Below are 22877 nucleotides of genomic sequence, written 5' to 3' on the forward strand. Positions count from 1 at the left end.
TGATCATTCCTTGTTTATCAAACCATTGAGTAATTTAATCAATAAAGTGCAGTCGTGTAACACAACGGCTACTGAGCAGACTAAATTAAAAGACGAAAGTACCGAACAAGATTACCTTGTTATTGAATCTATTGCTGCTAGAAAAACAAAACCCGCAAACGTTAATGCGGGTTTTTATGACAATAAGTTAACGTGTTAGCTTACTTAGCGTATTTAGACTTCGTCGCCCAAGTGGTCGCTTTAGCTGGACGCTTTAGCTGGACGCTTAGCGCCTTGGCTCGTGGGCGCTTGCCCTTTTGCCGCTTGGCCCGAAGCCTTAGCTGGAGACTTTGGTTTCTGCCCTACTGGCTTAGCACTGCCTTTATCCGCTTTAGTGTTACCTTTACGGCCTTCAAACTGATCGGCAGAAAAACGGGTCATGGCTTTTTGGCCGCTTTGTTCTTTCGCTTTAGCCGATGGCTTTTGGCCCCACTTCACTTTAGTTTGCTCGTTACGCGTTTCGGGTGGTACCAAATGATTTGGACCATTACCAATTAACGACTCTTTACCCATAGCAACTAAGGCTTCACGGATCATCGGCCAGCCCATTGGGTCGTGGTAACGCAATAAGAATTTATGCAATTTACGCTGACGACCTTTTTTAGGCACTGTCACTTGTTCACTATCATGCTTAATGTTTTTCAGTGAGTTAAGTTCGGTATGATAAATCGTGGTCGCATTTGCCATCGGAGATGGATAAAAGTTTTGCACCTGGTCGAGCTTAAATTTCTGCCCTTTTAACCATAATGCCAAATTAACCATGTCTTCATCGGTAGTACCAGGATGCGCCGAAATAAAGTACGGAATTAAAAACTGTTCTTTACCCGCTTCTTTAGAAAACTTATCAAACAGTTCTTTAAACTTGTCATAGGTTCCCATACCTGGCTTCATCATTTTACTGAGCGGGCCTTCTTCGGTATGTTCAGGAGCAATTTTTAAATAACCACCCACATGATGTTTAGCTAACTCTCTAATATATTCAGGGTTTTCGATCGCCAAATCGTAACGAACACCCGAAGCAATTAACACCTTTTTAATACCAGGTACTTCACGTGCCGCTTTGTATAAGTCGATGGTGTGTTTATGGTCGGTGCCTAAATGGCCGCAAATAGACGGGAACACACATGATAAACGTCGACAGGTTTTCTCCGCTTTCTCACTGGTACAACCTAAACGGTACATGTTCGCCGTTGGGCCACCCAAGTCAGAAATAACGCCGGTAAAGCCTGGCACTTTTTCTTGAATATCTTTAATTTCTTTGATGATCGACTCTTTCGAGCGACTTTGAATAATGCGTCCTTCATGCTCGGTAATCGAACAGAATGAACAACCACCAAAACAACCACGCATGATATTGATTGACGTCTTAATCATGTCGTAGGCAGGAATTTTTTCTTTGCCGTACACAGGGTGCGGGATGCGTTGATAAGGTAAATCGAATACTGCATCCATTTCGTCGGTGTTTAATGGCCACGCAGGTGGATTTACCCATACACCACGGTTGGCATCATGTGGCTGAAACAGCGCACGAGCACAGCCAGGGTTTTGCTCTTGGTGCAAAATACGCGAGGCATGGGCATACAAATACTTGTCTTCGCTGACCTTGTTATAGGCAGGAAGCAGTACATAGGTTTTTTCCCATGGCTTTGGACGAGGCGGTTGAACGCTAATGGCTTTAGGTGCCTCGTTATCAAAAATCTTTTCGTCTGTTGGACCTGACAAATTACTGCAACCAACATCATCTGCACCATATGGGCTAGGTAATGGCTCAATTTTATGTAATTGGTCAATTTTGCGTGAATCCATGCCACGCCAACCGGGCATAGGTTCTTTACGCATTGTTGCGGTACCACGAACATCGTCGATATCGCCAATGGCCTCACCCGCAGCAATACGGCGTGCAACTTCCATTAATGGTCGTTCAGCATTGCCGTAAATTAAAATATCGGCTTTGGCGTCAAAAATCACACTGCGACGGACTTTATCTGACCAATAATCATAATGAGCAATACGGCGTAGGCTGGCTTCAATGCCACCGATAACAACGGGTACGTCTTTAAAGGCTTCTTTACAACGCTGGGTATACACGGTCACGGCACGATCGGGGCGTTTGCCGCCAATATCACCAGCAGTGTAAGCATCATCATGACGTAACTTACGGTCAGCGGTGTAACGGTTAATCATCGAATCCATGTTGCCAGCGGTTACCCCAAAAAATAGATTTGGGCGACCTAGCTGCATAAAGTCTTCTTTGTTTGACCAATCAGGCTGCGAAATAATACCCACACGGTAACCTTGGGCTTCTAACATTCGCCCAATCACCGCCATACCAAAACTTGGGTGATCAACATACGCGTCGCCAGTCACGACAATAATATCGCAACTATCCCAACCTAAAATATCCATTTCTTTACGAGACATGGGTAAAAAAGGTGCTGTTCCGTAGCATTCAGCCCAAAACTTTGGATAATTAAATAACGTTGACTCAACTTGCATGTATATGACCTACATAAATGGGGAAAACCAGCCTAGCTGATCCGATGACAACATCAGCCTACGGCTGAATTTAACGGACGCGGAGTATAGCAGTAGAGCGACACTAAGTGTGACTAAAAAAACACCAAAAGTGAAATATTTTTATCCTTTTATAACCTTGTAAAACACGTGGGAATATTGCTATTCCCTTATGCTTTCAATGTTATAACCCAATAAAGAAGCCAATATTAGCAACCGCTAAGATTAATAGTACTATCCAAGTCGTTAATACACCCCAAAAACGGCCGAAGTGATGGCCGCCTTGACCTTGGTTTAATCCAATAGCATGTAATAAACGCGCCACAATCCAAGCTGTACCCAAACAGTGTATCAAGTAAACCGGCATGCCATTCAATTCAGCCAGTGCTAACAAAATGAGTACTATGGGTGCATTTTCAATTAAATTGCCATGAGCTCTGATCGCAATGGATAATCCTTGATGGCCACCATCACCGATACCTATTTTATTCACTCGACGAAATTTAACCACTTTGTAAGATAATGCTAAAACCAACAACGCTGTTAGGCCCGCATATAAACCCGATATCATCAATGTCATGTGTTATTCCTTAAGTCGTCTATATTATTGTTATTATACTAATCTTTGATTTGTTGATGTTATCACTACATTTTGAATCAGTTTGGCTGTAAACACACGCCTTAATCGGTTAATATTCGCGCCAAAATAAGCTCAATACCTTAACAAGAGTGACTACTGCCCAGTGGATAATCAGGATTTTTTAGAAAAACGTAGATTTATCATTAAACTAGGTAAGTACCTGCATAAATTTGGTACTCCTGCGTATCGCTTAGAATCCCACTTGCAAACGGTATGTAATACCCTTGGTATTGAAGGATATTTTTTAATATCGCCCACATCGATGACATTTGTACTCCAACATGACACTGAGCAAGAATACAATCACGTTGCACGCGTTAAACCTGGCGACTTAGATTTAGGCTCGTTAGCACGTACCTTTGAATTGGTTGAAGAGCTCAGTTCTGGGCAGCGAACCTTGCAAGAAGCATTAGAACGCTTAGAAGAAATCGCCAATAAACCCAATCCTTATGGCCATAAACTGACGCTGTTAGCTTTTGGATCCAGTGCGGGTGCTTTCGCCATGTTAATGGGTACCGGTTGGCATGACGTTTTTTGGTCAGCTATTTTTGGTTTACTGGTATACAGCTTAGTTTTTTGGGCTGAACGCTCAAAACGTATCGCAGAGATGCTCGAACCCATGGCGGCGGTAGTTTGCGCTATCTTAGCGTCAGGGATTGCGCAATTGGACCCGAGTATCAATTTACCCGTAACCATTTTATCGGGGATTATTATTTTTGTTCCCGGTCTTGCACTCACTCTCGGCTTAGCGGAACTTGCCGCCCGCGATTTAATCTCCGGTACGGCACGTATCATGGATGCTGTGATGCAGTTATTTAAACTGTATTTTGGTGCTGTGCTTGGCATGACCATTGGTAAAGCCATCTTTGGTGAAACTATCTATGTCGAACCTATACCGTTGCCTCGTTGGGCGATTTGGTCTGCGGTGCCGTTATTGTCGATGTCGTTGGTTATTATCTTTAAAGCACGCTTAAAAGATTCCCCTTGGGGCATATTTGCCGGCATTGTGGCATTTTTCTCTGCCATGTTAGGCGGGATTTATTTAGGTGAATCTATTGGTATTTTTGTCGGTGCACTAGCCGTGGGCATCTATTCAAATCTGTATGCGCGTTGGATGAAGGCGCCAGTGTCGATTGCGTTACTGCAAGGCATCGTTATTCTGGTCCCTGGTAGCAAAACCTATATTGGTCTCAATGCATTAATTTCGGGCGAAACCATGCTCAATCAAGCCCATTTAGGCTCACAAATATTCTTAATTTTTATGTCCTTAATCGCTGGGCTTATTTTTGCTAACGTTATCGTGCCCCCTCGCCGTTCGTTATAAATCTTACAAGTTAACATTACCTTCCTATCGGTATTAAAGGGCAGCTATAAATGCTGCCCTTATTTTTTAACAACTCAAATACCCACATAATTTAAATGGATTAATGAAATATTTATTCAAGCTAAATGCTTGACTATTATGTTATTCAGGTATGATATGAAACAAAGAGGCAACATAAAAAGTTCATATTGAAAACAATAGTTCTATTCTTACAGGCCTCTCAAAAACATAACAATAAAAATAAGGACGAAGCTATGCCAATCATATTTATGGCAGTATTTTTTTTCGTCATCCTGCTTTCTTCGTCTGCTGTTCAAGCAACTATTGCTGACAGTGAAGCACAGTTAAAAGCCAACGATGACTCTGTCACCACGCCCTCTAGTCCGTCGACAACGAATAAACATGATGTCGAAAAAGTCGCGAACATTGTAGTCGTTAGTCATCCTATTTTTGATGAGTCAGCTCCGGATGCTATTTTCCTTCATCGTTGGGCAAACTATCTGCATATCAATACCAAAGAGTCGACTATCCTCAATAGCTTAAGCTTTGAAAAAGGTGAAAAAATCACTCAGAAAGATCTTGAAGAAGCGCAGCGATTATTGCGCTACGAACCTTACATTCGTGATGCTGATATCAACATTGCCAGAAAAGATCCACTCGCCGACGACAACGTTGAAGACGTGGTATTAGTCGAAACGTGGGATAACTGGTCATTACTGCCAACGGTCAGTTTGAGTAAAAATGGCGGCGACACTAAATACTCGTTTGGCATGAAGGAAGATAACTTACTGGGATTAGGGGTTAAAACTAAAATAAAATACCAGTCAAGTGCCGACCGCACCGGGTATAAGTTTGCCTTTGATGCTCCAGTAAGATGGATTAAACACGGTAATGTGTCGGTCGATTTTTACGACAACAGTGACGGCCAAGCGTCTGCTATCGCCTTTAATAAGCCCTTTTATACTCTTGATACTCAGAACATGTACGCCCTGTCATGGTTAACGGATACCCGCATCGACACCATAAGACAAAATGGCCAAGACATTAACGAATTTGAACATGTTATCGATTATGCTAACGTCGGATTTGGTTGGTTAGTCGATAAAACGCCAGATCAATTGCACCGTATTAGCCTAGGGATAACCCAAGACCAACATCAATTCAATAACATCGACGAATACCCCATTTCACCGTTACCTTTTGATCGTGAGTTTGTATACCCTTGGATCAGCTACGAATACCTGCAAGACCAATACACAGTGCTGAACAATATCCACCTGATTAATAATAACGAAGACTTTAACTTAGGTTGGCACCACACTGTAAGTTTAGGATTGGAAACCAATGACGTTGCCGACAATGCTGCTGTGGGTTATCACGTAACGGCTTCAAGCAGTCGCGGTTGGCAGGAAGACAATCAATTATTGCTAATGACCGTTAATGCTCGAACAGATATTCAAACTGGCCAACAAGACTTTTATAATGTCGGTTTAGCCGCTGAATTCTTTCACCAAATCAGCCCTAAGTGGACGGCCTACTCCAAGGCGCGTATCGCAACCTCACACAATAACTATCTTGATCAAACGTTTGCCCTTGGCGACGAAACAGGTGTACGGGGATATCCCAACGACTACCAGCATGGTGACAATCAATGGTTGCTCACGAGTGAAATCCGATACTATCCAAACATCAATTTATATCAATTGGCCGAGTTAGGTTGGGCTGTATTTGCCGATATAGGTCAAGCAAGCGGTGGTCCAGACGAGCAAAACGAAGTTGATGGCCCTATTGGTAGTATTGGTATTGGCGCACGGATTTACTCTTCTAAATCCAGTTACGGTAACGTAGCCCATGTTGATATTGCCGTCCCGATCACTACGGGCAACGACATCAACGCTTGGGAGTTTAGATTTCAAGTGAAAGACCATTTTTAATTAGGCAGACTGTTTGGTTACGATATACATTCGCAAGGCCGTCAGCACTAAATGCTTGAGGTTTTGCCATGTAGACTTGGTAACATCTTTACTGATTGAAGTTGTTAGTGATTTTAGCATTAGCGGAATTGACAATATTGGCATTCATTCTATCTAACTTGGTGACCGATAATAGTCTCAACTGATGGCCACAAAGCCAGCTTTTAACCCTCGGCCAGATAGCAAAAAAGGGCGTAAACAATAAATTGTTTACGCCCTTTTTTTAATTCAGCAAGACGTTAATACAACCCCACTAATAATTCGACATTAAAAGTGATGCGATACCTGCAACACCACTTCTCGTGGTGCACCCGGGAAATGGCCATTACGTTCAGAGAAACCGCTCACGGCATATTCTTTATCAAACAGGTTTTTCACATTTAGCTGAAACTGGGTATCTTGCCACGTAGTTGTCCAGCTCATATCAAACACGGTATAGGGTTTAACACGCTGCGCATCAGCACTCATTTGCTCACTGACATAATCTGCACCCAGTGCAATAGCAGAATTCAAACTGTCAATGTCATAACGCGTCCACAAACCCGCTTGATGACGCGGCGCATTAACAAACTTGCTGCCATCGGCATAGGTATCGCCAATATCGCCTTGAGTAACACGAGTATCGTTATAGGCGTAATTAGCCATAACAGTCCAATTAGGTGTTATATCTCCCACCAACGTAAACTCAAGTCCTTTACTTTCAACTTCACCTAAGCTTACTAACGCAGGGATTCCGTCATCATTGCCCGTGTCAGCAGGATTATTCATGGCGACATCTTTTTTATTAATTTGATACACAGCTAACGTGGTCATCATGCTGCCATTAAACCACTGATTTTTTATCCCTAGTTCAACTTGTTCACCCATTTCAGGTTCTAAGCTACTGTCTTCACTCGCCGTTTCTTGATCGCCAAGCGAGGTCGGATTAAAACTTTCTGCATAATTAACATAAAACGATGTATCGGTGGAGTATTTATAAACAATACCACCACGCGGTGATACATGATTATCACTAAATTCAAATTCAGTTTCTTTATCAAAATCATTAAAGTGATCGTAACGTAGCCCCACCAATAACAACCATTTCTCGCTTAAACTGATTTGATCTTGAACATATAAACCCGCGCGTTCGGTTTTAGTGCCATCACGATCTTGATCTTGTAAGTTATAAGTCGAAGGATCAGTTTCACCGTAATTAAGATCAAAAATGTTTAGATTAGCGACACCATCAGCCTCATAACGGGCACGCCAATAATCATAATCGCTGTTTACATGATGGTAATCTGCTCCAAATAATAAGGTTTGCTCAATACCAGTATCTAATCGATATACAAAATCTGAAGTCACACTGACTTCTTGGTTAGCGCGATACTGTTTACGATATTCACGTTTAATGGTTTTATCATCAATATTGGCTTCGCCATCACCATTAACGTCAACCCAACTTTGTGATTCGTGATATCCCTGAACACGCTCGTTATCAAGGTAACGCACTGTGGTATTAACACTTAACTCATCGCTAAAATGATGCTGTAAGTCAGCTTGTAATATTGTTGCTTCAAGGTTTTGATAGTCGGATTTTTCATTAGCGTTATAGCTTGGATCAACCAAAAAGTTACCATCATCGTCAACGGGAACGCCACGCAAACGATTACCACCTAAGTCTTGTTTGATATAATCAATCGTTGTTGTGAGTGTAGTGTCATCGTCAAGTTGAAATAATAATCCACCTGTTAACTCGGTATTTTCAGAGTCGGCATTATTTCGAAAACTGTCTTTTTGCTCATAAAAACCGCCTAAACGATAAGCAATTGAATCCGTTAAACCACCTTTAGAATCAATTGACCCGCCCATACGGTCGTTATCGCCTGTGGTTAATGTCACTTCAGTATCTTGGACAAAACTCGGCTTTTTGCTGACATAATTAATCATGCCGCCAGGCTCACCACCACCGTATAACGCAGCTGCTGGACCTTTTAACACTTCAACTCGTTCAATATTAAATAACTGTGGTACACCGAAACCAGAAAAAGGGTCGCCTCTTACACCGTCATAAAACACATTGCTGTCATCACGAAAGCCACGAAAGGTCACCCCTGAATAACTATAAGTGCTCACACCCGCAATAGAGCGGTATAAATCGGTGATTTCGCGTGCTGCTTGGTCAACTATTAACTGTTCATTCAACACCTGCACCGATTGCGGTAAATCCATAATATCGGTTTCAACTTTGGCACCCACAGACGTAGAAGATTCACGATAAAAGGTTTGTGCCCGGCCCATTACGGTAATTTTCTCAATCGACTCTGTCGAGTCTAGGTCGGTCGTGTTCTCGTTCGCACTGACACTCAGTACAGGTAGCAGTAGACTTAACATCCCAATATTAATGACGTTCAAATGCATAACAGCTTACTCATCGGCAACAGTAAAATTTGGCCGCAATATAGCACTAAACGCTAATGAAAACCATTCTCACCTGATAATTTACATTTGTGCTTGTTTGTTAACGATAAAGTCAGTTTATGTTTAAAGGTTTTGTTGTTGAATGAGTATTTATTATCGACTAGATCAGGAAGAGCGAGGTGCATAGCTAACAATAAAGTAGAACACTCGTGTTAATAAATCATCCATTTGTAAATACTTAGCGTTCCGACGACGTTTACTGAACGGATGTAGTCAACTCCAACAGGAGATCGTCTGTCGCAAGTATTGGATAGTAATGAAGCTAAAACATAGAGAAACAATAACCAACATCAACTCGGGTTGACTATTATAAGGTTGCGACACCAATATTTTCGCACTAACGATAAAAAAAGGCCTCGCATTGCTGCGAGGCCTTTTTTATAAAGAGGTGAGTTGGCCGATAAGCCGGGTCCTGTCGTGGACAGTTATTCATCTAGGCCTGCAATCGCTCACAGGCTCAAGCAACCTACCCGGTTCCAACGCGAGCAGCGCCATGCGGAACCCTATTTGGTCTTGCTTCGGGTAGAGTTTACCTTGCTACGGACTATTGCTAGCCGCACGGTGCGCTCTTACCGCACCCTTTCACCCTTACCATCTTTAGCCTAAGCCAAAATGGCGGTTTCCTCTCTGTTGCACTTGTCGTCGGTTCACACCGCCCAGGCGTTACCTGGTACCCCGCTCTTTGAAGCCCGGACTTTCCTCCCCGTACTTGCGTACGCGGCAACTGTCTGGCCAACTCGGCGCGGATTATAGCCTAAGCAGCGCAACAAACCAATGCCAAAGCGAGCGGCTTTTTATAAATCCAGTTCTAAACCGTATTTATATAGGGCATTTTTCTTTAAACCATGAATTTGCCCTGCTATAGCGGCGGCTTTTTTAAGCGGCAACTCTTCACAAAGTAACTTTAGGGTAGCAACGGCAACCGCTGGAATACCTTCTTCATCAGATAATGTAAAGCCATGGCACATAATGACCATTTCGCCTTTTTGCTGATTATCATCAGCTTCAACCAGCGCTAATACCTCTGCAGCGGTGCCAGATAAGAAGGTTTCAAAGGTTTTAGTGACTTCTCGTGCCATTACCACTTGCCTATCGGCGCCTAAAACGTCAACAATAGCGGCGAGGCTATAAAGAATACGGTGAGGAGATTCGTAAAATATCAAAGTACGAGGATCTTCTTTAAGAAATTCAAGTTTATCGATACGGGCTTTTTCTTTTGACGGTAAAAAACCTTCAAAACTAAAGCGATCAGACGGTAAGCCTGATGCACTTAATGCCGTTATCGCTGCACATGCCCCAGGCAAAGGTACGACTCGATGGCCAGCTTGACGAACATGGTTAACTAAATGGTAGCCGGGGTCAGAAATTAACGGCGTCCCAGCGTCAGAAATGAGCGCGATTGATTTGCCTTCATTTAATTGTTCAACTATCCATTGTGCTCGGTCACGTTCATTGTGATCATGTAATGCCGTTTTACGGGTTTCAATACCAAAGTGACTTAGCAGCCTTCCGCTGTGGCGAGTGTCTTCACAGGCGATTAAATCAACCTGTTGCAGCACCTCTATTGCCCGAGCGCTGATGTCGCCAAAATTACCAATTGGGGTGGGAACAATATACAGCGCGACCATTTGGTCCATAATTACCTCGATAATGAATCTACCTGATACTTTCGCCAAGCGTAAGAGCAGGTTAAACTAGTGACAGCATCTTACCAGAGTGAAGCCAAGTGTTAATAAGACTGAATACTACAAAATTCGTGTGCGCGTTGATTTTCTCTGTATTGGTGGTCGGTTGTGCCACCAAAAAACAGCAGGATAATGTTGACGCTAGCGCATCGCTCGTTGCCGCTGAACATCCAGCTAAAATTTATTTGGCTGAGGCAACGAATAGCAGTTTACCAGAAAAGCGTGATCGTTATTTATTACTCGCCGCTCATGCTTATATCAATGATGGTAACTTTAATTCTGCCGCTAATGTATTAACGTCAATGCAGAAGTCGATGGTGAACGTTCCCTCGCTTCAAGCGGAGCATATTTACTTGCGCGCTCGCATTGTCGAAAAAACCAATAGCAGCCAAGCCGCATTAGATATTTTACAGTATCCACCACATTGGCAACTACCACGCTGGCAAATGGCAAGTTATCACCAATTTAAAGCCAAGCTGTACAAAAATACTCAACAGCCAATTGATCAGGTTAAGCAGTTAAGTCTATTAAGCAACTACTTACCAAAATCTGAAACCACAGCGATCAATAATGTTATTTGGAAGTTACTACAACCTTTATCCGAAGAAACTGTGCAGTCGTTTATGCGCGATCAATCGAATCCGATTTTTGCTGGTTGGTTACAATTAACCTTTATCGCTAAACATTACGCGGTTGAGCCGACGCAATTGGTGCGTTATTTAGGTGAGTGGCAGCGTAATAATCCGTATCATCCAGGCGCGGTTAAGTTACCTGCTGATTTAGAAAAAGCGCTTAATGCCAAACCGTTTAGACCGCAAAATATAGCGGTATTATTACCGTTAAGTGGCCCACGCGCTGTGGTTGCTGAACCTATTCGTCAAGGTCTTTTATCGAGCTATTTATCTGATTTTGATAGCAATGTCTCACTTAACTTTTATGATACTCAGCAAGGGGTTGCGGCCGCTTATCAACAAGCTGTAGCCAAAGGCGCAGAATTTGTCATTGGGCCATTGTTACCCAATGAAGTTGAAGAACTACAGAAAATTAACGATAAACAAAAGACCACAGTGCCACAGCTGTATTTGAACCAAACAGATACGTTTACGCCACAACCAAACCTGTTTTACTTTTCGTTGTCTCCAGCACAAGAAGCCAGTGACGCTGCACATAAGCTGTATAGCGATGGGGTAAAGTTGCCACTATTATTGGCCAGTAACGATCCGATTGGCAAACGTATGGCAGACAGCTTTAAGCAAACTTGGCAAACCTTAACCAGCAATGATGCCGAAGTGTATTTCTATGATGCTGGCGACCAAATGAAGGTAACAGTTCAAGAAGCATTAGGTGTGAAAGATAGCCAAGCGCGTATTAGCAGAATGCGTGATTTATTGGGTAGCCGCTTAGAATCAGATTTTCGTTCTCGCCAAGATATTGATGCGATTTACATGATTTCGGGTTCACAAGATTTAGCCCTGCTAAAACCCTTTTTAGACGTTAACTTTAGTGTGTTCTCTGAACCCGTAACCTTATATACCACTAGCCGTAGCCGTCTTGAAAGCGAGTCAGCGCAGTCGGCACAAGAGTTAAATAACTTGATCATTAGCGATGTACCTTGGCTAATGCAACCTAGCAGCGAAACACAGCTGGTTTCTGAGCTTTGGAGTGGTTGGAATAACAGCCAAAAACGCCTATATGCAATGGGTTTTGATGCCCTTGAATTGGTTAATCGTTTAGCGCAAATGCGCGCTTTCCCGGGATACCAATTTATTGGCCGCAGTGGTGCATTATCAGTGAAACCTAATGGAGTGATAGATCGTCAACTTTCTTGGGGAAAATATAGCCAAGGACAATTAACACCACTATGAACAGTGGACAATTAGCTGAGCAACGTGCGCGAACTTACCTTGAACAACAAGGTCTAACGTTTGTAGATGCTAATGTTCGATACCCATTTGGTGAAATAGATTTAATTATGCGCCAGCTAGATGTCTGGGTGTTTGTTGAAGTAAAATTTAGGTCGTCAAATCAGTTTGGTGGCGCCTTAAATGCGTTAACAAGTAAGCAAATCACCCGGATAAGATTAGCCGCTGAGCATTATTTACAACGACAAAAATTAAATCCACCTTGTCGCTTTGATGTCATTGCGATGAATATTGATGAAATAAACTGGCTACAAGGCTGTTTTTAAGCGGCAATTGATTACCATAACCTTGATTTATGGCATCATATAGTCAAATTACCGAGTCTAACTGATGAGCGACGATAAAAAAGCTGATCAGAGACATACGTAGACATAATTTAGCGTAAGGATTGTTGCATGTTAGAACGTATTAGAGATAGTTTCACCGAATCGATTCAGACTAAAATTGATGCTGCTGAAGCATTACCTGAGTCTATTGAAAAAGCTGCAGAGATGATGGTGCAATGTCTACTTGGCGGTAATAAAATTCTGTCATGTGGTAATGGCGGCAGTGCTGGCGATGCTCAACATTTCTCTGCTGAATTATTAAACCGTTATGAAATTGAACGTCCACCGCTGCCTGCTATTGCATTAAGCTGTGACACTTCAACGATTACTGCTATCGCCAACGATTATAGCTACGATGAAATCTTCTCGAAGCAGATTTTTGCACTGGGTCAACCAGGCGACATTTTATTGGCTATTTCAACCAGTGGTAACTCTGGCAACATTATTAAAGCCATGGAAGCAGCGTTAAGCCGCGACATGACTATTGTTGCACTAACCGGTAAAGATGGCGGCGCAATGGCGGGCTTGATGAGCGCAGGAGATGTCGAAATCCGCGTACCGTCAAATGTTACTGCACGTATTCAAGAAGTTCACTTACTGGTTATTCACTGTTTATGCGATAACATCGACCGCACCTTGTTCCCACAGGATGAACAAGCATGATAAAAAGGTTACTCATCATCTCAGTCCTGGCGATGCTGCAGGGGTGTGCTGGTGCAGTCATGGTTGGTGCCGTTAGCGGTGCCAAGATGGTTAATGATGAGCGCAGCATGGGCACTCAAATCAGCGATACTAATGCAGACTTTGTTATTGCTAGCGCGCTATCAAAACATGATGACCTTAATAATCAAACCAATATCGCCGCGGTTGTGATGAACAACAATGTATTGATGATAGGTCAAGCACCTAACTCAATGCTGCGTGATAAAGCGATTAAAGTGGTGCAAGATTTACAAATTGGCGGCAAAATACATAACCAAATTCGTATTGGCACGCCAACGTCATTTACCACTCGCAGCAACGACACCTGGGTAACAACCAAAGTCAAAGGCCGCATGTTAAATGAAAAATCGCTCGATATTACTCGAGTGAAAGTGATTACCGAAAACGGCGAAGTCTTCTTACTTGGGTTAATTGACCGCAAGCAAGCTGATTTGGCGGTTGATATCGCGCGAAATACTGCAGGCGTTCGCAAAGTGATTAAGGTTTTTGAATACACTGAATCTTAATCCTGCAGTACATTTTTATTATCGCGATTTAGAAATTCATCCTGCATTTTGCTCGATGAATTTTTTTGGGATCTTTTGGCTTGTATCCACGGGATAATCAGCGACGGCAACACAATAAACCCAGCCCCAACCCAACTTAAACCATCAAGCCATTCATCAAAAAACAACCAACCAAAAAAGACACAAAATAATAGTCCTGTGTATTCAGCCACCACAATTTGACTGGCTTGTGCTTGGCGATAAGCCAACGCGCAAAACCACTGATACGCCAATAAAAACACATTACTCGACACCGCAATAGCCACTAAAGACCCACTGATTGCCTCTATGCCTTGCACCAATGCCATGACCAACACCAAAGGAATACTGAGTAAGTTATATAGCATTAACGTTACAACAGGGCTTTCGGTGCTGGGGAGTTTGCGCAATGCCAACTGGTTTATCGCAAACATAAATGCAGAGATGAGTACTGCAATTCCAAACCAATTAATTTCACTTGGTCGTAGCAAAATAATGATGCCCAGAAATCCTAAAATAGCTGCCAGCCAATGTGCAGCGGTGACGCTCTCTTTTAAAAATAGAAATCCCATTAATACAATCATTAATGGCGCCGAATAAAACAACGAGCTTACAGTGGCGATAGGTAGCGCAATTAACCCCATAATTAAGCATACAGCTCCAATAGCGCCAGTATTAGCTCGCACTAAGTGCACCTTTATATGGCGACTGATTGGTTTTTTAGCTACAAACCACAATGGCAGTAACATTAATACTGATGTTAACTGTCTGATTAACAGAAATGTTGCAGCGCTACTGCCCTCTGGAAGCCATTTTATAGACACATCATACATAGCACTAAAAAGGTTACCGACAACTAATAACATCATGCCAATCGCTATTGTGGATTTCATTACACTTACAACCTTAGAACCAATAATTGGCTGCATCATATAGTTATCAATTAATATCGAATAATGATGTTTTTAATCTATGCATGAGTTAAATTCATACTTCATAAATTTTAATAAAATAAATTCATATTTGAGGTGTATATGCGCAAACTGCCGCCACTGCGGGCACTACAAATTTTTGAAGCGGCCGCAAGGCATGCTCACTTTTCTCGGGCGGCAACTGAACTGTGCATTACTCAAAGTGCGGTATCGCACCAAGTAAGACTGCTTGAAGCGCATTTTGGCGAACGATTATTTATCCGCGAAGGTAGGCAGCTCTGTTTAACCAGTAAAGGCAATGTGCTTTACCATGAACTGGAGCGAATATTTAATGAGTTGAATGATTTAAGCATGCAAATCACTGGCGATTGTAATGATCAGCTCCGCTTAGCGGTATACAGTTCATTTGCCATTAAGTGGCTGATTCCTCGCTTAAGCGATTTCCATCGCTTACATCCACAGATTAAAATTCGCCTAGATATGATCACCGACGACCCACTGATGAGTGATAGTGTTGCTGATATGTTTATTACTGGTCAAAGTGGACAACCGGGTTATGTGCATCGCATGTTACACCAAGAGAGACTGATCCCAGTGATCTGCCCGGGGCTATTAAATACCGACCACTCGGCGCTGAGTGTATTACTGCAACATGCATTACTCACTGTAGATGAAGGGCCAATAGGCTTTGATTGGGAGCGCTGGTTAAAGGTTAACAGCATCAGCATAGAGGCTACGCAACAACAGCATGTATTCAGCCATGTGTTGTTAGCTATTGAAGCGGCAATTGCTGGTCAGGGGATCGCGCTAGCGTCAGATTTTATGGTAGAACGAGATATTAGTAAGGGAGCATTAGTCGCACTTGACTTACCCGCTATGTTGACTGGATTTGAATTCAATTTTAGTTGTAAACAGCGACGTTTAAAGGAGCCCGCTATCGCTGCATTCGTGCAATGGTTAACCAAAAAATAAGCCAGCAAATTGCTGGCTTATAGGTAACATTAGCTGAAATAATACTTACACAATAAGACCAATTTTTTCGTACACTTTTTTAATGGTGACTTCTGCACGAGCTTGAGCTTTTTCAGCACCTTCCGCCATGACTTGGCTTAGATATGCATTATCGGCGCGGTACTCTTTAAAGCGAGCTTGTAATGGCTCAAGCATTCCTACGACAGCTTCACCAGTAGCCACTTTTAAATGACCGTACATTTTGCCTTCAAACTCTGCTTCTAAAGACGCAATCGACTGACCAGTACAACCTGACATTAAGCTAAGTAAATTCGACACACCAGGCTTTTGTTCCATATCAAAACGCACTACTGGTGGCTCTTCGCTGTCGGTCATGGCTTTTTTCACTTTCTTTAAAATCGCTTTAGGATCTTCAAGTAAACCAATCACGTTATTACGATTATCGTCAGACTTAGACATTTTCTTAAGCGGGTCCTGCAATGACATGACCTTAGCGCCGTGTTCAGGAATAAACGGTTCTGGGATAGTAAACGTGTCGCCGTAAGCATTGTTAAAACGGGTTGCGATATCGCGGGTGAGTTCTAAATGTTGCTTTTGGTCTTGCCCAACAGGGATCTCATTGGCTTGATAAAGCAAAATATCTGCAGCCATTAGAACAGGATAACCGTATAAGCCAACGTTAATGTTATTGGCATGCTTTAACGATTTATCTTTAAACTGGGTCATGCGGTTTAACTCCCCCATTTGGGTGTAACAGTTTAATACCCATCCAAGTTGGGTGTGCTGCGGTACTTGCGATTGAATAAACACGGTGCTTTTTTTAGGATCAACACCGCAAGCAAGGTATAACGCTAGCGTATCTAAACACGCTTCACGCAGTGCTTTAGGATCTTGGCGCACGGTAATCGCATGTAAATCAACAACACAATATAGGCAATCATGGCTATCTTGCATGGCAACCCATTGACGAAGTGCGCCCATATAATTACCTATGGTTAATTCGCCTGATGGCTGCGCACCGCTAAGAACTATGGGTTTGGTCATGTGTTTATTGCTCCAGATTATCTATATAAAATTCAAATTATTATGAAAGTAAGTATTGCTCTATATCAGCAAAGTTTTCGCATATTGCATGCGGGCTGCTAAGACCGATATCTTCGCCGTAGTTGTATCCGTAGGTCAAGCCAATAGACATAACATTCGCAGCTTTAGCCGCTAAAATATCATTCTTTGAATCACCTATCATCAGTAATTGCGATTCATCCAACTGCCATTGTTTAAGCAAATGTTGTAATGGCATTGGGTCTGGCTTCATTTTGGCCAATGAATCACCACCGAGAACTTCAGAAAATAGCTCATCAAGACCAAAAGCTGTTAGTAACGGCACTGTAAAACGATATGGTTTATTGGTAACGATAGCCAGTTTAAAACCTGCTTGTTTTAACTGCTGTAACGTGTCGACAACTCCCGGATACAAACGGCTATGTTTTTGTAAGTGTTCACCATAATGATGCATAAATTGCGGCATAATTGGCTCAAGCATTACCTGCAGATCAGGAGCATCTTCTGGCATAGCAGACACATAACTTAACGCACGTTGCATTAATACTTGAGCACCATTACCTACCCAGCTACGAACCAATGCTTCAGTCACTGGTTGGTATTGGTTCTGTGCTAATGTGGCGTTTGTGGCCGCTGCCAAATCAGGCACACTGTCGATTAACGTACCATCTAAATCAAAAGCGATTGCGCGAATATTTGACCATTGCATCATGTAAAGTCCCACTGGATATGGATAAAGAAATTATGATATCGAAGCGAGTTCGGCACGCATTTGATCAATCACCACTTTATAATCGGGTTGATTGAAAATTGCCGAACCAGCTACAAACATATCTGCACCCGCGGCCGCTATTTCAGCAATATTATCGACCTTAACGCCACCATCCACTTGCAAGCGAATATCAAAACCACTGGCATCAATAAGCGCGCGAACTTGGCGAAGCTTTTCTAGCGTATGTGGAATAAATGACTGACCACCAAAACCAGGATTAACTGACATCAATAAAATAACATCGAGCTTGTCCATTACATGATCTAAATAATGCAGTGGTGTGCCAGGATTAAAGACTAATCCAGCCTTACAGCCAGCTTCTTTAATCAACTGCAGTGTGCGATCAACATGTTCTGAAGCTTCTGGATGAAAAGTGATAATTGAAGCACCGGCTTTGGCAAAATCAGGAATAATGCGATCAACGGGTTTAACCATTAAATGTACATCAATATCAGCGGTGATCCCATAATTGCGCAACGCGGTGCATACCATAGGGCCTATTGTTAAATTTGGTACATAGTGATTGTCCATAACGTCGAAATGAACAACATCTGAACCCGCATCTAATACGGCTTTAACATCGTCACCTAAACGGGCGAAATCAGCAGACAAAATCGATGGTGCAATTAAAAATGGGCGCATAATCTTCTCTATTGGCAGATCAAAGTGACGACATTTTACCCTTTGCAGCCGCAAGCCTCTAGTCTAACAAGGGAAATAACCACTATCCTCAATAGAATTTAGTTAAAAACTAGACCATAAGTCGGATTTGCTATCTTTTATACAGAAACCAGTGTTCAATAACTAAGCTATTTTGCTATAATGTAAAAAGTTGTTATCTTATAGTGGTCCAACTGAATATTTAATACCTGTTGTAGCATCAATCGAGTTTACACCATGGATAGGGCACCCTTTATGGTAAAGCAATTATTACGCAAGTTTTCTGGTCGTGATGGCAAATTATTGTCAGCACCGGTTTTTGCTGTATTTGCTACGTCTGCATTGGCGTTATTGTTAAGCCAAGTATTGATGGCCAACGAAAGTAATTCGGCCAATAGTAAGGCCTGCGTCTGCAACAGCACCACCAACTACAATGCCAGTTTACCCAGTAGTCACCCTACAAATCGTTGTGCAGAGCAGTCGAATGATGTCAGTTGGGGTAATTGGATTACGGGTAATAGCCGTTCAAGCCAGTTTCACTTTATTGATTTACTTGAGTTAATCCACGGTCACAAAGACAAACCTTTGAATGACATGCCAACCTCAGGCAACCCAACTCAGATATCGCGTTAATGTCTATTTGGCGGGTATTTAGCAGCACTGTAGCGGCCTTTTTTGGCGTGCAGACAGAAAAAAATCGCCAAAAAGATTTTCAAAATCAATCCCCATTACCGTTTATCATTATGGGCATTATCTTAGCCATTGCCTTAGTCATTTCCTTAATACTCATCGTAAACCAAGTATTAAGTTAACGGATAGCTTTCGTTATCCGCTCTTTGCAGCATTACTCTTCTTCACGATAATGATGATCATATAGCGCCATAATTTCATCCACTTTATTGCGTGAACCGCCTTTAGGGCTAATATTACGCTGTACCGAAATCGTTGAACAAGATGCACCACGATATAATTCTCGCGTTAACGGAATATCATGATTACTGATCAATACCGGAATATTTCTCTCATGGGCAATAAGCCGTGAATGACGAGCAAGTAATGCTTGATCATCTAAGCTAAAACCCGGACCTGCATAAGTGGTGAAACTGGCTGTAGTTGATAACGGCGCATAAGGCGGATCACAATAAATAACGTCACCGCTGTTCGCCATATCAAAGGCTTGTTCGTAACTGATACATTTAAAGGTCGCTTTTTGCGCTTTTAATGAAAAATAACGAATTTCAGTTTCTGGAAAATAAGGCTTTTTGTACGAACCAAACGGCACGTTAAAACCACCTTTGCGATTATATCGACATAAGCCATTAAAACCATGGCGATTCATGTACAGAAAATATACCGAACGAATGAAAGGATCGCTACAGAGATTAAATTCAGCACGAATACGGTAATAAGCATCTTTGTCATTCATATGATCGACAAACATGGCCTTTGCCGCTTGAATATATTTATCTGGCTGTTGCTGAACAATTTGGTATAAATTGATTAGGTCTTGGTTGATGTCACACAATAAATAATCATCAAACTGTGTATTGAGGAATACCGAACCTGCCCCAACGAAAGGCTCAATCAGTCTATTTCCAGCTGGAAGGTGTTTTGCTAGCTCATCAACGAGCTTATATTTACCGCCTGCCCACTTTAGAAAGGCTCTATGCTTTTTTATCATGAATAGGAATTATGCCAGCAAAATTAAAGCTGATGATTGTACTCTGTTTAACGACAATTATCATCGGATAAAGCAGATTTATTCGTTGATTTTTCATCCTATTGACTTGGATGCTGCAGAATATGAAGATTGTTAATCTTGTCGCTTATAATCACTTAAGTCAGCCCACTTTCTTACCCAGGGAGCCGCTAATCCATATTGTTTCTGAAGGCTTTTAGCTTTTGCGGAGGCTGCCGATGCGGTTTCAAAATCACCCAGCAATATAACGTGGCGTTGTTTGTAACTCATTATGTAAACTTGCGGCTCTTTTGCCAGTTTAACTAAAATCGGTGTAAGTGAATCTTTGTCATTCACACTGGCAAGTTGCAGCGTAAAACCTTTCACTTTTAAATTCGGGGTATTATCTCGCTCAACAATATCATTCGGCTTACTTACCGTATTAACTTGCGCTTTGGGTAACTTACCTTGGAAAGATAAGCCTTTTAATGATGAATTAACCACTATGTCAGTATGATTATCTGCAGGAATATTTTCTATGAGGTTAGTCTCACCTTGCTCTACTAGCGAACTGTCAGCAATGATTTGCTGCTCTATGATTAAGTGCGCTTGTTCATTGGCACTCGACTTAGTTAAGGCCAATTGCCTATGGGCAAAATAAGCGCTTAATGAACTGTCGGCATAACCAATGACATATTGAGCTGCTTTTACACGCGCAGCGGATTGTTCTGCTGTTAATACTGGCGACAATGATGCCGAAATCGGAGGAGGTAATTGTGTACTTATGCCCCACCAAAGCGACACACCAGCCAATATTGTGATAAAAGCTATCATCATTTTAACTGACAGAGACCAAGATGATTGCTCTGTTTGTGGCTCTTCTAATGCTAACGCTAATAATTGAACCACTTCAGCTGGCGTCCCCTGCTGCTTCTCTAATTGCTTATGGATAATTTCACGTGGAATAAACGGTGTTTGCCGACTCCGCAATAATAAACTTTGATAGAGGCCATCGCGCTCGGGTACCGATAAAGGTTCAATAGTCACAGGCAGTAATCTAGCACGAATATCATCAGTTAATTCAGCTACTAAGGTATGCCAAAAACTGGGGGTAACGGTCACTGTAACTGCAACAGGTTTACCTGCACAATGAATTTGGCTCAGCAGAATACACTCAGCCCAAATATCTTTAGGCAATAAATCGGCATCATCGATGATGATATGTAATGGTTTTTTTAAACTAGATTGGATTCTCAGTACGGTGTCCATCAAAGGACGTTCATCATCAAAAATTGGCGCGGAGATTAATTGAACCAGAATTTTTCGACGAATTTCAGCGCTATCAGCGTGTTGAGGACAAATGATCAATGCTGAATTGTAGTCATCTAGCTCACTGGCTAATGCAGCCGTCAGTGTCGACTTACCTGAACCGTTATCACCACAAATAACCAACAACTGTTCGCTATAACTAGCAATATGCTGTAAACGCTGAATGAGCGCTTCTTGGGTAGGGAGTAGCAATAGTCCTGGAGTCGTCAATGATTCACCACACTATAATTTATAGCTAGCATAGTTATATGCGGAATAATTTATACGCAGCTAATAACCTGTTTCAATAAGTCTTCACTCACATCACTAAAGACATCAGCTTTGCCTATTTCTGTAGGTAATACTAAGCGGATTTTACCACCTAACACTTTTTTATCTCGACGCATATGCTTGATAAACTGTTCAAAACCCATCGACTCTGGAGCCGTTATAGGTAAATCAAACGCTTGCATCAATCGGCAAATACGCTCGACACTTTGCTCATCTAATAGATTGAGCTTACATGCTGTTTGAGCCGCTAAAACGGTACCAGCAGAGACAGCTTCGCCATGTAACCAAACACCGTAGCCCATTTCAGCTTCGATAGCGTGCCCGAAGGTATGCCCAAGGTTTAATAACGCTCTTACACCTTGTTCAGTTTCATCTTGTGCGACAACATCTGCTTTAATCTGACAACATTTAGCAATGGCATAATTTAACGCGTCAGTTTGAAGCGATTTTAACGCATCTACATTTGCTTCAAGCCACTGGAAAAAGTCAGCATCCCAAATAATACCGTACTTAATCACTTCAGCCATACCTGCAGCAAACTCATTTGCGGGTAATGTCTGTAAGCAAAGCGTATCGATAATCACTGATTTAGGCTGATAAAATGCACCAATCATATTTTTCCCAAGAGGATGATTAACAGCCGTTTTACCACCAACTGAAGAATCAACTTGGGACAGTAATGTAGTTGGCACTTGAATAAACTCAATTCCACGCTGATAACACGCAGCCGCGAAACCAGTCATATCACCAACAACACCACCACCTAGTGCGACTAATACCGAGTCTCGGGCAAAGTTATGCTCAAGTAATTCGGTAAAAATATAATCTAGATGTTGTAAATCTTTAAATTTTTCGCCATCCGGCAAAATAACCGTTTCAATGCGCGCGCAAGCGCTCATCGCTTGTTGTATCTGTTGAAGATACAACGGAGCAATGGTGTCATTTGAAACAATTAAGGCTTTTTTGTTTGTTAGGTAGCGAGCAAATAGCCCGCTATCATTCATCAAATCCTGGCCAATATAAATGGGGTAACTTCTATCACCTAATTGAACCTGAATCTGTTGCATGT

At 42.1% G+C, this 22877-nt stretch carries 20 protein-coding genes, 1 other RNA gene and 1 pseudogene; 10 read left to right on the forward strand and 12 right to left on the reverse strand.

All coding sequences use genetic code 11. The features are described 5' to 3' along the window. Positions 1–10 precede the first annotated feature (10 nt). The gene (locus tag AAEY99_RS06915; protein WP_192116362.1) at positions 11–199 is read left to right on the forward strand and encodes a hypothetical protein; all 189 of its coding nucleotides are present in this window, start codon (positions 11–13) and stop codon (positions 197–199) included. A gap of 59 nt (positions 200–258) precedes the next feature. On the opposite strand, the pseudogene AAEY99_RS06920 reads toward AAEY99_RS06915, so the two are convergent. Beyond that, positions 259–2535, reverse strand: a pseudogene (locus AAEY99_RS06920) (YgiQ family radical SAM protein); the annotation flags it as partial. A 202-nt stretch (positions 2536–2737) separates the two neighbouring features. Further along, positions 2738–3133, reverse strand: coding sequence for an MAPEG family protein (locus AAEY99_RS06925; RefSeq protein ID WP_101087288.1), 396 nt, complete (start codon positions 3131–3133; stop codon positions 2738–2740). A 163-nt stretch (positions 3134–3296) separates the two neighbouring features. Here AAEY99_RS06925 and AAEY99_RS06930 point away from each other — a divergent pair, with 163 nt between their 5' ends. Together AAEY99_RS06930 and AAEY99_RS06935 are read left to right on the forward strand one after the other, a co-directional pair. Next, positions 3297–4517 (forward strand): threonine/serine exporter family protein, encoded by a 1221-nt coding sequence (locus AAEY99_RS06930; protein ID WP_011635884.1) that lies wholly within the window; start codon positions 3297–3299, stop codon positions 4515–4517. Between the two features lie 254 nt (positions 4518–4771). Further along, positions 4772–6451, forward strand: coding sequence for a ShlB/FhaC/HecB family hemolysin secretion/activation protein (locus AAEY99_RS06935; protein WP_351009781.1), 1680 nt, complete (start codon positions 4772–4774; stop codon positions 6449–6451). A gap of 306 nt (positions 6452–6757) precedes the next feature. Here the strand turns inward: AAEY99_RS06935 and AAEY99_RS06940 are convergent, their stop codons facing one another. From AAEY99_RS06940 to rsmI, 3 genes are all read right to left on the reverse strand, one after another. Further along, complete coding sequence (locus AAEY99_RS06940; RefSeq protein ID WP_351009784.1) at positions 6758–8893, reverse strand: TonB-dependent siderophore receptor; 2136 nt, start codon at positions 8891–8893, stop codon at positions 6758–6760. A 445-nt stretch (positions 8894–9338) separates the two neighbouring features. Further along, an RNA gene (gene rnpB, locus AAEY99_RS06945) (RNase P RNA component class A) lies at positions 9339–9693 on the reverse strand. 54 nt (positions 9694–9747) lie between these two features. After that, the gene (gene rsmI / locus AAEY99_RS06950; protein ID WP_011635880.1) at positions 9748–10590 is read right to left on the reverse strand and encodes a 16S rRNA (cytidine(1402)-2'-O)-methyltransferase; all 843 of its coding nucleotides are present in this window, start codon (positions 10588–10590) and stop codon (positions 9748–9750) included. Between the two features lie 89 nt (positions 10591–10679). On the opposite strand from rsmI, the gene AAEY99_RS06955 reads away from it, so the two are divergent. The 4 genes from AAEY99_RS06955 (at position 10680) to AAEY99_RS06970 (ending at position 14115) form a co-directional block, all read left to right on the forward strand. Continuing rightward, positions 10680–12503: a penicillin-binding protein activator gene (locus AAEY99_RS06955; protein ID WP_101087296.1), complete on the forward strand. Its 1824-nt coding sequence runs from the start codon at positions 10680–10682 to the stop codon at positions 12501–12503. Then, on the forward strand, positions 12500–12826 hold the full coding sequence (locus AAEY99_RS06960) for a YraN family protein (protein WP_101087297.1): 327 nt from the start codon (positions 12500–12502) through the stop codon (positions 12824–12826). The genes AAEY99_RS06955 and AAEY99_RS06960 overlap by 4 nt, the downstream gene beginning before the upstream one ends. 129 nt (positions 12827–12955) lie before the next feature. Next, positions 12956–13549 carry a phosphoheptose isomerase gene (locus tag AAEY99_RS06965; protein ID WP_011635877.1) on the forward strand — a complete coding sequence of 198 codons (594 nt, stop codon included), beginning with the start codon at positions 12956–12958 and terminating at the stop codon, positions 13547–13549. After that, positions 13546–14115 (forward strand): BON domain-containing protein, encoded by a 570-nt coding sequence (locus tag AAEY99_RS06970; RefSeq protein WP_101087298.1) that lies wholly within the window; start codon positions 13546–13548, stop codon positions 14113–14115. The genes AAEY99_RS06965 and AAEY99_RS06970 overlap by 4 nt, the downstream gene beginning before the upstream one ends. On the opposite strand, the gene AAEY99_RS06975 is transcribed toward AAEY99_RS06970, so the two are convergent. Next, positions 14112–15026, reverse strand: a complete 915-nt coding sequence (locus AAEY99_RS06975; RefSeq protein ID WP_351009786.1) for a DMT family transporter — start codon at positions 15024–15026, stop codon at positions 14112–14114. The genes AAEY99_RS06970 and AAEY99_RS06975 overlap by 4 nt on opposite strands. 141 nt (positions 15027–15167) lie before the next feature. On the opposite strand from AAEY99_RS06975, the gene AAEY99_RS06980 reads away from it, so the two are divergent. Beyond that, on the forward strand, positions 15168–16037 hold the full coding sequence (locus AAEY99_RS06980; protein WP_351009789.1) for a LysR substrate-binding domain-containing protein: 870 nt from the start codon (positions 15168–15170) through the stop codon (positions 16035–16037). Positions 16038–16082: 45 nt separating this feature from the next. Here AAEY99_RS06980 and trpS read toward each other — a convergent pair whose 3' ends face one another. From trpS to rpe, 3 genes are read right to left on the reverse strand one after another with little or no spacing between them, the layout of a single operon-like run. Further along, complete coding sequence (gene trpS, locus AAEY99_RS06985; RefSeq protein WP_101087300.1) at positions 16083–17081, reverse strand: tryptophan--tRNA ligase; 999 nt, start codon at positions 17079–17081, stop codon at positions 16083–16085. A 40-nt stretch (positions 17082–17121) separates the two neighbouring features. Next, entirely contained in the window at positions 17122–17811 is a 690-nt protein-coding gene (locus AAEY99_RS06990) for a phosphoglycolate phosphatase (RefSeq protein WP_351009791.1), read from the reverse strand. 30 nt (positions 17812–17841) lie between these two features. Continuing rightward, positions 17842–18513, reverse strand: coding sequence for a ribulose-phosphate 3-epimerase (gene rpe, locus AAEY99_RS06995; RefSeq protein ID WP_351009793.1), 672 nt, complete (start codon positions 18511–18513; stop codon positions 17842–17844). Positions 18514–18786: 273 nt separating this feature from the next. Between rpe and AAEY99_RS07000 the strand changes: the two genes are divergently transcribed. Then, a complete protein-coding gene (locus AAEY99_RS07000; RefSeq protein WP_242445156.1) occupies positions 18787–19164 on the forward strand; it encodes a hypothetical protein in 378 nt (125 codons plus the stop codon). Next, positions 19164–19343: a DUF2970 domain-containing protein gene (locus AAEY99_RS07005; RefSeq protein WP_101087304.1), complete on the forward strand. Its 180-nt coding sequence runs from the start codon at positions 19164–19166 to the stop codon at positions 19341–19343. Before AAEY99_RS07000 ends, AAEY99_RS07005 begins: the two co-directional genes overlap by 1 nt. 32 nt (positions 19344–19375) lie before the next feature. Here the strand turns inward: AAEY99_RS07005 and AAEY99_RS07010 are convergent, their stop codons facing one another. The 3 genes from AAEY99_RS07010 to aroB all read right to left on the reverse strand — a co-directional run bounded on the left by AAEY99_RS07010 (position 19376) and on the right by aroB (position 22875). Further along, the gene (locus AAEY99_RS07010; protein ID WP_101087305.1) at positions 19376–20212 is read right to left on the reverse strand and encodes a Dam family site-specific DNA-(adenine-N6)-methyltransferase; all 837 of its coding nucleotides are present in this window, start codon (positions 20210–20212) and stop codon (positions 19376–19378) included. 132 nt (positions 20213–20344) lie between these two features. Then, positions 20345–21748 (reverse strand): ATP-binding protein, encoded by a 1404-nt coding sequence (locus AAEY99_RS07015; RefSeq protein ID WP_182743260.1) that lies wholly within the window; start codon positions 21746–21748, stop codon positions 20345–20347. Between the two features lie 50 nt (positions 21749–21798). Beyond that, positions 21799–22875 (reverse strand): 3-dehydroquinate synthase, encoded by a 1077-nt coding sequence (aroB, locus tag AAEY99_RS07020; protein ID WP_101087307.1) that lies wholly within the window; start codon positions 22873–22875, stop codon positions 21799–21801. Positions 22876–22877 lie beyond the last annotated feature (2 nt).

This window comes from Shewanella sp. S1-58-MNA-CIBAN-0166 (genome assembly GCF_040310085.1).
In the GTDB taxonomy this organism is placed as follows: Bacteria; Pseudomonadota; Gammaproteobacteria; order Enterobacterales; family Shewanellaceae; genus Shewanella.

Excerpts from the sequence above, each read along its gene's own strand:
- AAEY99_RS06925 (WP_101087288.1), bottom strand. The coding sequence starts at position 3,133 with ATGACATTGATGATATCGGGTTTATATGCGGGCCTAACAGCGTTGTTG.
- AAEY99_RS06935 (WP_351009781.1), top strand. The coding sequence starts at position 4,772 with ATGCCAATCATATTTATGGCAGTATTTTTTTTCGTCATCCTGCTTTCT.
- AAEY99_RS06940 (WP_351009784.1), bottom strand. The coding sequence starts at position 8,893 with ATGCATTTGAACGTCATTAATATTGGGATGTTAAGTCTACTGCTACCT.
- rsmI (WP_011635880.1), bottom strand. The coding sequence starts at position 10,590 with ATGGACCAAATGGTCGCGCTGTATATTGTTCCCACCCCAATTGGTAAT.
- AAEY99_RS06960 (WP_101087297.1), top strand. The coding sequence starts at position 12,500 with ATGAACAGTGGACAATTAGCTGAGCAACGTGCGCGAACTTACCTTGAA.
- AAEY99_RS06965 (WP_011635877.1), top strand. The coding sequence starts at position 12,956 with ATGTTAGAACGTATTAGAGATAGTTTCACCGAATCGATTCAGACTAAA.
- AAEY99_RS06970 (WP_101087298.1), top strand. The coding sequence starts at position 13,546 with ATGATAAAAAGGTTACTCATCATCTCAGTCCTGGCGATGCTGCAGGGG.
- AAEY99_RS06975 (WP_351009786.1), bottom strand. The coding sequence starts at position 15,026 with ATGAAATCCACAATAGCGATTGGCATGATGTTATTAGTTGTCGGTAAC.
- AAEY99_RS06980 (WP_351009789.1), top strand. The coding sequence starts at position 15,168 with ATGCGCAAACTGCCGCCACTGCGGGCACTACAAATTTTTGAAGCGGCC.
- trpS (WP_101087300.1), bottom strand. The coding sequence starts at position 17,081 with ATGACCAAACCCATAGTTCTTAGCGGTGCGCAGCCATCAGGCGAATTA.
- AAEY99_RS06990 (WP_351009791.1), bottom strand. The coding sequence starts at position 17,811 with ATGATGCAATGGTCAAATATTCGCGCAATCGCTTTTGATTTAGATGGT.
- rpe (WP_351009793.1), bottom strand. The coding sequence starts at position 18,513 with ATGCGCCCATTTTTAATTGCACCATCGATTTTGTCTGCTGATTTCGCC.
- AAEY99_RS07000 (WP_242445156.1), top strand. The coding sequence starts at position 18,787 with ATGGTAAAGCAATTATTACGCAAGTTTTCTGGTCGTGATGGCAAATTA.
- AAEY99_RS07005 (WP_101087304.1), top strand. The coding sequence starts at position 19,164 with ATGTCTATTTGGCGGGTATTTAGCAGCACTGTAGCGGCCTTTTTTGGC.
- AAEY99_RS07010 (WP_101087305.1), bottom strand. The coding sequence starts at position 20,212 with ATGATAAAAAAGCATAGAGCCTTTCTAAAGTGGGCAGGCGGTAAATAT.
- aroB (WP_101087307.1), bottom strand. The coding sequence starts at position 22,875 with ATGCAACAGATTCAGGTTCAATTAGGTGATAGAAGTTACCCCATTTAT.